At 51.8% G+C, this 10802-nt stretch carries 11 protein-coding genes and 3 tRNA genes; 5 read left to right on the forward strand and 9 right to left on the reverse strand.

What is annotated here, in order from left to right:
* Nucleotide 1: 1 nt before the first annotated feature.
* From ACLJXE_RS22545 to mltB, 9 genes are all read right to left on the reverse strand, one after another.
* A tRNA-Arg gene (locus tag ACLJXE_RS22545) sits at nucleotides 2-78 on the reverse strand.
* A gap of 91 nt (nucleotides 79-169) precedes the next feature.
* Nucleotides 170-246 (reverse strand) — tRNA-Arg (locus ACLJXE_RS22550).
* Between the two features lie 3 nt (nucleotides 247-249).
* A tRNA-Ser gene (locus ACLJXE_RS22555) sits at nucleotides 250-342 on the reverse strand.
* A 389-nt stretch (nucleotides 343-731) separates the two neighbouring features.
* Nucleotides 732-917: a carbon storage regulator CsrA gene (gene csrA, locus ACLJXE_RS22560; RefSeq protein WP_000906486.1), complete on the reverse strand. Its 186-nt coding sequence runs from the start codon at nucleotides 915-917 to the stop codon at nucleotides 732-734.
* Between the two features lie 238 nt (nucleotides 918-1155).
* On the reverse strand, nucleotides 1156-3783 hold the full coding sequence (gene alaS / locus ACLJXE_RS22565; protein ID WP_410752083.1) for an alanine--tRNA ligase: 2628 nt from the start codon (nucleotides 3781-3783) through the stop codon (nucleotides 1156-1158).
* A 128-nt stretch (nucleotides 3784-3911) separates the two neighbouring features.
* Nucleotides 3912-4412 carry a recombination regulator RecX gene (recX, locus tag ACLJXE_RS22570; protein ID WP_286629713.1) on the reverse strand — a complete coding sequence of 167 codons (501 nt, stop codon included), beginning with the start codon at nucleotides 4410-4412 and terminating at the stop codon, nucleotides 3912-3914.
* A gap of 69 nt (nucleotides 4413-4481) precedes the next feature.
* Nucleotides 4482-5546: a recombinase RecA gene (gene recA / locus ACLJXE_RS22575; protein ID WP_410752084.1), complete on the reverse strand. Its 1065-nt coding sequence runs from the start codon at nucleotides 5544-5546 to the stop codon at nucleotides 4482-4484.
* Nucleotides 5547-5638: 92 nt separating this feature from the next.
* Complete coding sequence (gene pncC / locus ACLJXE_RS22580) at nucleotides 5639-6136, reverse strand: nicotinamide-nucleotide amidase (protein ID WP_202037939.1); 498 nt, start codon at nucleotides 6134-6136, stop codon at nucleotides 5639-5641.
* A 194-nt stretch (nucleotides 6137-6330) separates the two neighbouring features.
* On the reverse strand, nucleotides 6331-7410 hold the full coding sequence (gene mltB, locus ACLJXE_RS22585) for a lytic murein transglycosylase B (RefSeq protein WP_286629710.1): 1080 nt from the start codon (nucleotides 7408-7410) through the stop codon (nucleotides 6331-6333).
* Between the two features lie 264 nt (nucleotides 7411-7674).
* On the opposite strand from mltB, the gene srlA reads away from it, so the two are divergent.
* From srlA to gutM, 5 genes are read left to right on the forward strand one after another with little or no spacing between them, the layout of a single operon-like run.
* Nucleotides 7675-8238: a PTS glucitol/sorbitol transporter subunit IIC gene (srlA, locus tag ACLJXE_RS22590; RefSeq protein WP_048213017.1), complete on the forward strand. Its 564-nt coding sequence runs from the start codon at nucleotides 7675-7677 to the stop codon at nucleotides 8236-8238.
* Nucleotides 8235-9206, forward strand: coding sequence for a PTS glucitol/sorbitol transporter subunit IIB (locus tag ACLJXE_RS22595; protein WP_286629709.1), 972 nt, complete (start codon nucleotides 8235-8237; stop codon nucleotides 9204-9206). The genes srlA and ACLJXE_RS22595 overlap by 4 nt, the downstream gene beginning before the upstream one ends.
* 13 nt (nucleotides 9207-9219) lie before the next feature.
* Entirely contained in the window at nucleotides 9220-9582 is a 363-nt protein-coding gene (gene srlB, locus ACLJXE_RS22600; protein WP_410752085.1) for a PTS glucitol/sorbitol transporter subunit IIA, read from the forward strand.
* Nucleotides 9583-9599: 17 nt separating this feature from the next.
* Nucleotides 9600-10379: a sorbitol-6-phosphate dehydrogenase gene (srlD, locus tag ACLJXE_RS22605; protein WP_003037345.1), complete on the forward strand. Its 780-nt coding sequence runs from the start codon at nucleotides 9600-9602 to the stop codon at nucleotides 10377-10379.
* A gap of 58 nt (nucleotides 10380-10437) precedes the next feature.
* Nucleotides 10438-10797 (forward strand): transcriptional regulator GutM, encoded by a 360-nt coding sequence (gutM, locus tag ACLJXE_RS22610; protein WP_410752086.1) that lies wholly within the window; start codon nucleotides 10438-10440, stop codon nucleotides 10795-10797.
* The last annotated feature ends 5 nt before the right edge of the window (nucleotides 10798-10802 follow it).

The following is a 10802-nucleotide window of genomic DNA, read 5'->3' on the forward strand; positions in this document are numbered from 1 at the left end:
ATGGTGCATCCGGGAGGATTCGAACCTCCGACCGCTCGGTTCGTAGCCGAGTACTCTATCCAGCTGAGCTACGGATGCATCAGGGAAACTACTTTACTGCAGATTTGATATCGCTGCTAAAGCTCTATCAATTTTCCGTAATAACGCTAATACGCAATTACAGAGAAGATGGTGCATCCGGGAGGATTCGAACCTCCGACCGCTCGGTTCGTAGCCGAGTACTCTATCCAGCTGAGCTACGGATGCAAATGGCGGTGAGGCGGGGATTCGAACCCCGGATGCAGCTTTTGACCGCATACTCCCTTAGCAGGGGAGCGCCTTCAGCCTCTCGGCCACCTCACCAACACGCCTCTTACGAGTGCTTCGAAGAACTTGTTTCTGCTCATCGTCGCTGCGTGGCGCACATATTACTTTCTGGGACTTATAAGTCAAACAATTTTTCCAGAGCTTTTATCGTTTGCACATTTCACGCGCAATTAGTCTGCAAAAACGGCAAAAAGAGTGTTTTATCAACAGATAAATTGGCGTTTACGGAGACGATGTATGAACAGAAAAATCACCGGGAAAGACAACAACAGCATCACAGCAGAGAAAACGACGTGGAATGACAAGAATCAGAGAGAAGTCAGAGCCGTATAGAAAGAGATAAGAGAGCAATGAGAAGGTAAAAAGTAAGAAAAGAAGGTACTCAATCAGGTTGCGCCTCACCAGAAAGGTGAGACGCGAAAACCTTAGTAACTGGACTGCTGGGATTTTTCAGCCTGGATACGCTGGTAGATCTCTTCACGATGGACAGAAACTTCTTTCGGGGCGTTGACGCCAATGCGCACCTGGTTGCCCTTCACCCCTAAAACTGTCACGGTGACCTCATCGCCTATCATGAGGGTCTCACCAACTCGACGAGTCAGAATCAGCATTCTTTGCTCCTTGAAAGATTAAAAGAGTCGGGTCTCTCTGTATCCCGGCATTATCCATCATATAACGCCAAAAAGTAAGCGATGACAAACACCTAAGTGTAAGCAGTCACGGCATCACATTCTGTTAAACCTAAGTTTAGCCGATATACACAACTTCAACCTGACTTTATCGTTGTCGATAGCGTTGATGTAAACGCTGCGGATTGAAGCCCGCAGCGTCGACTTACGCTTATAATTTTTACAGTTTTGCGCTAACCCAGCCTTTCACACTGGCTAACGCTGCCGGCAGAGCCGCAGCATCCGTACCACCGGCTTGCGCCATGTCCGGACGACCACCACCCTTGCCGCCTACCTGCTGAGCGACCATCCCAATCAGTTCCCCTGCTTTCACGCGGTCTGTCACATCCTTAGACACGCCCGCAATCAGAGAAACCTTACCTTCAGCAACTGTTGCCAGTACGACAACAGTAGAACCCAGCTGATTTTTCAGATCATCAACCATGGTACGCAGCATTTTCGGTTCAACGTCCGCAAGCTCGCTGACCAACAGCTTCACGCCGTTGATATCAACTGCTTTGCTGGAAAGGTTCGCACTTTCCTGCGCTGCGGCCTGTTCCTTCAATTGCTGCAATTCTTTTTCGAGCTGACGCGTACGTTCCAGTACGGAACGAACTTTATCACCGATATTCTGGCTATCGCCTTTCAGCAGTTGCGCAATATCGCTTAAGCGATCGCTTTCAGCATGCACGGTATTCAGAGCGCCTTCACCGGTCACGGCTTCGATACGACGAACGCCCGCAGCGGTACCAGACTCGGAGACAATACGGAACAGACCGATATCGCCCGTACGACTGGCGTGAGTACCACCACACAGTTCGGTAGAGAAGTCCCCCATGCTCAGAACACGCACGTGATCATCGTATTTCTCACCAAACAGCGCCATTGCACCTTTGGCTTTCGCTGCCTCGAGATCCATGATGTTCGTTTCAATCGGCAGGTTGCGACGAATTTGCGCATTCACCAGATCTTCAACAGCACGAATTTCAGCAGGCTTCATCGCTTCGGTATGCGAGAAGTCGAAACGCAGCACTTTATCGTTTACCAGTGAACCTTTCTGCGCCACATGCGTGCCCAGAACCTGACGCAACGCAGCGTGCATCAGGTGCGTTGCAGAGTGATTGAGACGGATCCGCGCACGACGCGCTTCATCCACATCAGCCTGTACCGCATCGCCCACTTTCAGAGACCCCGTAGACAGCTTGCCAATATGACCAATTGCCTGACCATATTTTTGCGTGTCGTTCACGGCAAATGCAAAACCTGCGCCTTTCAGTTCACCTTTATCGCCAACCTGACCACCGGATTCTGCATAGAACGGCGTCTGGTCCAGAACAACGACAGCGTCCTGACCTGCACTAATGGCATCTACCGCTTTACCATCAACAAACAGCGCGGTCACTTTGCCGTTCAGTTCCAGGTTCTCATAGCCTTTAAATTCAGAGGCACCATCAACACGAATCATCGCATTGTAGTCTGCGCCAAAACCGCTGGCTTCACGCGCACGACGGCGCTGTTCTTCCATTGCGGCTTCGAAACCCGCTTCATCAACCTTAATGTTGCGCTCACGACAAACGTCTGCCGTCAGATCAACCGGGAAACCGTAAGTGTCATACAGGCGGAATGCTGTTTCGCCATCCAGCGTATCGCCAGACAGTTTCGCCAGCTCTTCATCCAGCAGCGCCAGCCCACGCTCCAGCGTACGCGCAAACTGCTCTTCTTCGGTTTTCAGAACCTGCTCAACCATGGTTTGTTGACGCTTCAGTTCTTCACCCGCAGACCCCATCACGTCTACCAGTGGACCAACCAACTTGTAGAAGAAGGTATCTTTCGCGCCCAGCATGTTGCCATGACGTACCGCGCGACGAATGATACGGCGCAGCACATAGCCACGGTTTTCATTCGACGGGACAACACCATCAGCGACCAGGAATGCGCAGGAACGAATATGGTCGGCGATAACGCGCAGTGATTTATTGCTCAGATCGGTCGCACCGGTCACTTTCGCTACGGCTTCGATCAGCGAGCGGAACAGGTCAATTTCATAGTTAGAGTTAACGTGTTGCAGCACGGCCGCAATACGCTCCAGACCCATACCGGTGTCCACGGACGGCTTCGGTAGCGGTTCCATGGTGCCGTCGGCTTGACGGTTGAACTGCATGAAGACGATGTTCCAGATCTCAATGTAGCGATCGCCATCTTCTTCTGCACTTCCCGGAGGGCCACCCCAAATGTGGTCACCGTGGTCGTAGAAAATCTCGGTGCACGGACCGCAAGGACCGGTATCACCCATCTGCCAGAAGTTGTCGGATGCATAAGCAGCGCCTTTGTTATCACCAATACGGATGATACGTTCGCGCGGAATACCGACTTCTTTTTCCCAGATTTCATAGGCTTCGTCGTCAGTTTCGTAGACGGTAACCCACAGACGCTCTTTTGGCAGAGCAAACCAGTTTTCACCGGTCAGCAGTTCCCATGCGTATTGAATGGCATCGTGTTTGAAGTAGTCGCCGAAGCTGAAGTTGCCCAGCATTTCGAAGAAGGTGTGGTGACGTGCAGTGTAACCGACGTTTTCCAGATCGTTGTGCTTACCGCCCGCGCGTACGCAACGCTGCGAAGTGGTTGCGCGGGAATAATTACGCTTGTCGAGGCCAAGGAATACATCCTTGAACTGGTTCATCCCGGCGTTGGTAAACAACAAAGTAGGGTCATTGTTGGGTACCAGGGAGCTGCTGGCAACTACCTGATGTCCTTTACTATGGAAAAAATCGAGAAACGCCTGACGGATCTCAGCGGTGCTCTTGCTCATAATTATCCTGAAGAAATCAAGCTAACGAAATGTCATTACCAGCATCGGCATGCAAACTGCGCCTCTGGCAATCGAAAAGTGGGAATAAGATAAGTTTTCTTTACTGGGAAGTAAAATCCCGTATGCGCTCAATCGTCAAAATTTCGCCATATTGCCTGAATATCTTCCATCAGATAGCCGCGATAGAGCAAAAAACGCTGGACCTTAACCTTTTCTGAAAAATCGACAGGTAAGGGGTCGCCATATTTTCTGATTGCCTGCTCACGCGCAAGCAACGCCCAGTCAATCTCACATTCCCGCATTGCCCGCTCAATGGCTTCACGAGCTATCCCTTTGTGACCTAATTCCTGGCGCACACGCGCAGGCCCATAACCTTTACGGCTACGGCTGGTGATGAATTGCTGAACAAATCGGTCATCATCAAGATAACGGCTTTCGATACACCAGGCGATAACCTTGTCGTAATCCTCCGGCGTGGCATCAATTTCTTCTGGTCCAGTTTTCCCCATCACCGGAGCAGCCAGTTTACGCCGCAGTTCCTGCTCACTGTGATCGCGCATCGCAAGTATTCGCACCGCGCGGTCAAGTAATCGGGAGTAAGCAGAGCGGCGGGAAGTTGAATCTGTCATATTGAGCCTTCAGGAATGGAAAAGGGCTGCATGATATGCAGCCCTTTTATATGCGATTACGTCAGACTATCAGAAATCTTCGTTAGTTTCTGCTACGTCTTCACCACCGTCATCAACGGAGAAATCTGGTGTTGAATCCTGGTTATTGAGCAGTAACTCGCGTAGTTTTTTCTCAATTTCTTTTGCGGCAGCCGGGTTTTCTTTCAGCCAGTTGGTCGCATTCGCTTTACCCTGACCAATTTTATCACCGTTGTAGCTATACCATGCGCCAGCTTTTTCAATCAGCTTCTCTTTCACGCCCAGGTCAACCAGTTCGCCGTAGAAGTTGATACCTTCACCGTACAGAATCTGGAATTCAGCCTGTTTAAACGGTGCTGCAATTTTGTTTTTCACGACCTTAACGCGGGTTTCGCTACCGACCACGTTATCGCCCTCTTTCACCGCGCCAATACGACGGATATCCAGACGGACGGAGGCGTAAAATTTCAGGGCGTTACCACCGGTAGTCGTTTCCGGGTTACCGAACATAACGCCAATTTTCATACGGATCTGGTTGATGAAAATCAGCAATGTGTTGGACTGCTTCAGGTTACCCGCCAGCTTACGCATTGCCTGGCTCATCATACGTGCCGCAAGGCCCATATGAGAGTCACCGATCTCACCTTCGATTTCAGCCTTCGGCGTCAGTGCAGCAACGGAGTCAACAACGATAACGTCGACTGCGCCAGAACGCGCCAGTGCGTCACAGATTTCCAGCGCTTGTTCACCCGTATCCGGCTGAGAACACAGCAGGTTATCAATATCAACACCAAGCTTACGCGCATAGACAGGATCCAACGCGTGCTCTGCATCGATGAATGCACAGGTTTTACCTTCGCGCTGTGCGGCCGCAATAACTTGCAGCGTCAGCGTTGTTTTACCGGAGGATTCAGGCCCATAAATTTCGACGATGCGTCCCATCGGCAAACCGCCCGCGCCCAATGCGATATCCAGAGAAAGCGAACCGGTGGAGATGGTTTCCACGTCCATGGAACGGTCTTCACCCAGGCGCATGATGGAGCCTTTACCGAATTGCTTTTCGATCTGACCCAGCGCTGCCGCCAACGCTTTCTGTTTGTTTTCGTCGATAGCCATTAATTACTCCTGTCATGCCGCTTTCGGATTAAACCGTGAAACGTGAAAGATAATGTTCTGTTGAGGCAATTATACTGTATGCTCATACAGTATCAAGTATTTTGTAGAAATTGTTGCCACAGGGTTTGTAACGCATACGCGGTCGCCTGGCGACGTACCGACTCACGGTCGCCGCTGAAGCATTCCCGTCGGGTAATCCCCTCCCCACTGACGCTGGCGAAGGCAAACCATACCGTACCAACGGGTTTGTCTTCACTACCACCATCGGGTCCTGCGATACCGCTAATCGAGACGGCGAAGTCTGCACGGGCGGCTTTTAGCGCGCCAATCGCCATTTCAACGACCACCGGTTCACTCACCGCCCCATGCTGCGCCAGCGTTTCTTCGCGCACGCCGATCATCTGCGCTTTGGCTTGGTTACTGTACGTGACAAACCCGCGCTCAAACCAGGCTGAGCTACCAGCAATATCGGTAATGGCTTTTGCCACCCAACCGCCAGTGCAGGATTCCGCTGTTGTCACCGTTGCTCCGCGTGCTTTTAACGCCAGCCCCACCTGCTCACTTAACTGCATCAGTTCACTGTCGGTCATTTCAGCCTCTGTCAGTTAAAAAAATATGCCGGACAAGATAGCACTTTCACAACCAAGATGGGGATGAGGAGAACGTTTTACGAGGGGGATTCCAAAAATTGATCCGTTGCATAAATAAGACCTGCCGGATAGCGATGCCAGAGCATCTTATCCGGCCTACAAGCGAAATCTTCCTGTAGGCCGGTAACGAGCGATTACTGCACGCGAGCCAGTGCTACCGCCTGCCCCAACTGCCAAACCGCCATCGCGTAATGCGTGCTGTGGTTATAGCGGGTGATAGTGTAGAAGTTCGGCAGTCCATACCAGTACTGGTAGCCGGTGCCAACATCCAGACGCAGTAGGCTAGCCTGCTGATGATTCCCCAACGACTGCTGCGGTGTCAGACCCGCAGCGGCAAGCTGAGAAATGCTGTATTGGGTTTTAAAGCCATTCGCAAGACCCGGTGCCTGTCCATTTGCAGGGACCGCCACGGTGTCGCCTTTCACCCAGCCGTGCCCTTTGAAATAGTTCGCCACGCTGCCGATAGCATCGACGGGATCCCACAGGTTAATGTGCCCATCACCATTGAAATCAACGGCATATTGTTTATAGGAGGATGGCATAAACTGACCGTAACCCATCGCACCAGCAAAGGAACCTTTTAGATCGAGCGGATCATCGCTTTCATCTCGCGCCATCAGTAGGAATGTTTCCAACTCGCCAGAGAAGTATTCCGCACGGCGCGGATAGTTGAAGGAGAGCGTCGCCAGCGCATCCAGAATACGCGTTTTGCCCATCACGCGGCCCCAGCGCGTTTCAACGCCGATAATGCCGACGATAATTTCTGGTGGTACGCCGTATACCTGCCACGCGCGGTTCAGCGCATCTTCATATTGATTCCAGAACGCCACACCATTTTGCACGTTGTCCGGGGTGATGAACTGCTTGCGATAGCGCAGCCATGCACCGTTAGGTCCGGCTGGCGGCTGTGTCGTTGGTGCCTGGCGGTCCATCAGACGCAATACTGAGTCCAGCCGCTTAGCCTGCGACAGGATTTCCTGCAATTGCTGACGGTCAAAACCATGCTTGTTCACCATTTTCTCGATGAACTGCTGTGCATTCGGATTATTGGCGAAATCACCACTGGTTTGCATGACGTTGTGCTGTGGCTCAAGCAGGAAGCCGCCGGATGGCGAACCCGTAGTCGTTTGAGTCTCTGAAGGTTTGGGTTTGCTGCTACAGGCAGCGAGCAGTACGAAAAGGGGGAGTAACGCTACATAACGACGCTTGAACATGAGACATCCATTAAACAAATTCAGCCTGGGGGAAGTATGGTAAAGCATCCTCCGTCGTACAAGGAAGCGGTAGTCGCTCTCCTGCACAGAATTTACATCCCCTTTCATCTCTGACCAGCACATTTGCGAGCATTCACGCAATAACTTTCAAATTAAAATATTTATCTTTCATTTTGAGATCAAAATAACACTTTTAAAACTTTCGATCTGATTAAAATTAATTACCGTTTGGCAAGGTAACTAAAATCCCTACAGGAGAAAATAATGATCGACACCATCACACTCGGTGCTGAGTGGTTTATCGGGCTGTTCCAGAAAGGCGGAGAAGTGTTTACCGGCATGGTGACCGGTATTCTTCCACTGCTGATTAGCCTGCTGGTCATCATGAATGCGCTGATTAACTTTATTGGCCAGCAGCGTATTGAACGTTTTGCCCAGCGCTGTGCCGGAAACCCATTGTCCCGCTATCTGCTGCTGCCGTGCATCGGTACATTCGTTTTTTGTAACCCCATGACCCTGAGCCTGGGCCGTTTTATGCCAGAGAGATATAAGCCCAGCTATTACGCAGCAGCGTCCTATAGCTGCCACTCAATGAACGGCTTGTTCCCACACATTAACCCCGGAGAACTGTTTGTCTATCTGGGGATCGCCAGCGGCTTGACGACGCTGGGCCTCCCGCTCGGCCCGCTCGCCGTGAGCTATTTACTGGTCGGTCTGGTCACCAACTTCTTCCGTGGCTGGGTGACCGATTTCACCACCGCCATCTTTGAGAAAAAAATGGGCATTCAACTTGAGCAGAAAGTGCATCTGGCGGGAGCAACATCATGACGCGTATTCGTATTGAAAAAGGCACAGGCGGCTGGGGTGGTCCACTCGAACTGGACGCCATTTCCGGAAAGAAAATTGTCTATATCACTGCCGGGACACGTCCTGCAATCGTCGACAAACTGGCCAGTTTGACCGGCTGGCAGGCCGTTGATGGCTTCAAAGAAGGTGAACCACCAGAGAATGAAATCGGTGTAGCAATCATCGACTGCGGCGGCACATTGCGCTGCGGGATCTATCCGAAACGTCGTATACCGACGGTAAATATTCACGCGACCGGGAAATCCGGCCCGCTGGCACAATACATTGTTGAAGATATCTATGTCTCTGGTGTGAAAGAAGAAAATATCACCGTTGTCGGTGCAGCATCCGCTACGCCGCAGCCTGCAAGCAGCACTATCGGTCGCGATTACGACACCAGCAAAAAGATTACCGAACAAAGTGATGGCCTGCTGGCAAAAGTCGGTATGGGCATGGGCTCTGCCGTTGCGGTGCTGTTCCAGTCCGGACGCGACACGATTGATACCGTGCTGAAAACCATTCTGCCATTTATGGCGTTCGTCTCGGCACTGATTGGCATCATTATGGCTTCCGGTTTAGGTGACTGGATAGCCCATGGTCTTGCACCGCTGGCCAGCCACCCTCTGGGATTGGTGACCCTGGCGCTAATTTGCTCGTTCCCATTGTTATCGCCTTTCCTCGGCCCTGGGGCGGTGATTGCACAAGTTATCGGCGTGCTGATCGGTGTACAGATTGGTCTGGGAAATATCCCGCCGCATCTGGCACTACCTGCCCTGTTTGCTATTAACGCACAGGCAGCGTGCGATTTTATTCCTGTGGGATTGTCGTTGGCCGAAGCCCGTCAGGACACCGTGCGCGTCGGTGTGCCATCTGTTCTGGTAAGCCGCTTCCTCACCGGTGCGCCAACTGTTCTCATCGCCTGGTTTGTTTCCGGCTTTATTTACCAATAAGAGGCACTCAGAAATGACCGTGATTTATCAGACCACCATCACCCGTATCGGCCAAAGCGCAGCAGATGCACTTTGCGACCAGATGCTGATTACCTTTCGTGAAGGCGCCCCTGCAGATATCGAAGAGTTTTGCTTCATTCATTGCCATGGCGTACTGAACGGTTCTCTACAAGCCGGTATCCGTTTAGAACTGGGCCAGCATCACTACCCGGTTACGGCTGTCGGCAGCGTGGCAGAACAAAACTTACGTGAACTCGGACATATCACCCTGCGCTTCGACGGACTAAGCGAAGCGGAATTTCCCGGCACCGTGCACATAGCGGGGCCCGTACCGGACGATATCGCACCGGGCTGTATTTTGAAGTTTGTTGCTTAAGATTGAAGGAGAAAAAAATGAATCAGGTTGCCGTTGTCATTGGTGGAGGCCAGACCCTGGGAGCATTCCTTTGCCGTGGGCTTGCGACAGAAGGATACCGCGTTGCGGTCGTCGATATTCAAAGCGATAAAGCGGCGAATGTGGCACAGGAAATTAACGCCGAGTTCGGCGAAGGTACCGCTTACGGTTTTGGTGCCGATGCCACCAGCGAACAGAGCGTGCTGGCGCTGTCTCGCGGAGTCGATGAAATATTCGGTCGCGTTGACCTGCTGGTTTACAGCGCGGGCATTGCCAAAGCGGCATTTATCAGCGACTTTCAGCTGGGGGATTTCGACCGCTCGCTGCAGGTGAATCTGGTCGGCTATTTCCTCTGCGCGCGTGAATTCTCGCGCCTGATGATCCGTGATGGCGTTCAGGGCCGCATTATCCAAATCAACTCCAAATCGGGGAAAGTGGGTAGCAAGCATAACTCGGGTTACAGCGCGGCGAAATTTGGCGGCGTGGGCTTGACTCAATCGCTGGCGCTGGACCTGGCGGAATACGGCATTACGGTACACTCATTGATGCTGGGTAACTTACTGAAATCTCCAATGTTCCAGTCATTATTGCCGCAATATGCCACTAAACTTGGCCTCAAACCGGACGAAGTGGAGCAGTACTACATTGATAAAGTGCCACTCAAGCGCGGCTGCGATTATCAGGACGTACTGAATATGCTGCTGTTTTACGCCAGTCCAAAAGCCTCTTACTGTACCGGGCAGTCCATCAACGTGACCGGCGGTCAGGTGATGTTCTGATTTTTACTGCCGGGTGGCGCACTCGCGACGTCATCCGGCAACATCAAAGGAGAACAATATGGTTTCCGCACTGATTACCGTCGCCGCCATTGCGTGGTGTCTGCAACTGGCATTGGGAGGCTGGCAAATATCCCGTTTTAATCGGGCTTTCGATAAACTGTGCCAGCGGGGTCGGGTCGGCGTGGGTCGCTCCGGTGGGCGCTTTAAACCCCGTGTTGTGGTCGCTATCGCACTGGATGAGCAACAGCGGGTTGCCGATACGTTATTTATGAAAGGTCTTACCGTTTTTGCAAAACCTGGCAAAATTGCCACAATAATGGGCAAACATCTTGATGAATTACAGCCTGATGTGATCTTTCCCCATGATCCGCTTTCGCAGAATGCACTATCATTGGCGCTTAAACTGAAACATGGGTAATTTCG

It is taken from the genome of Citrobacter sp. U14242 (genome assembly GCF_046555775.1).
Classification (GTDB): domain Bacteria; phylum Pseudomonadota; class Gammaproteobacteria; order Enterobacterales; family Enterobacteriaceae; genus Citrobacter.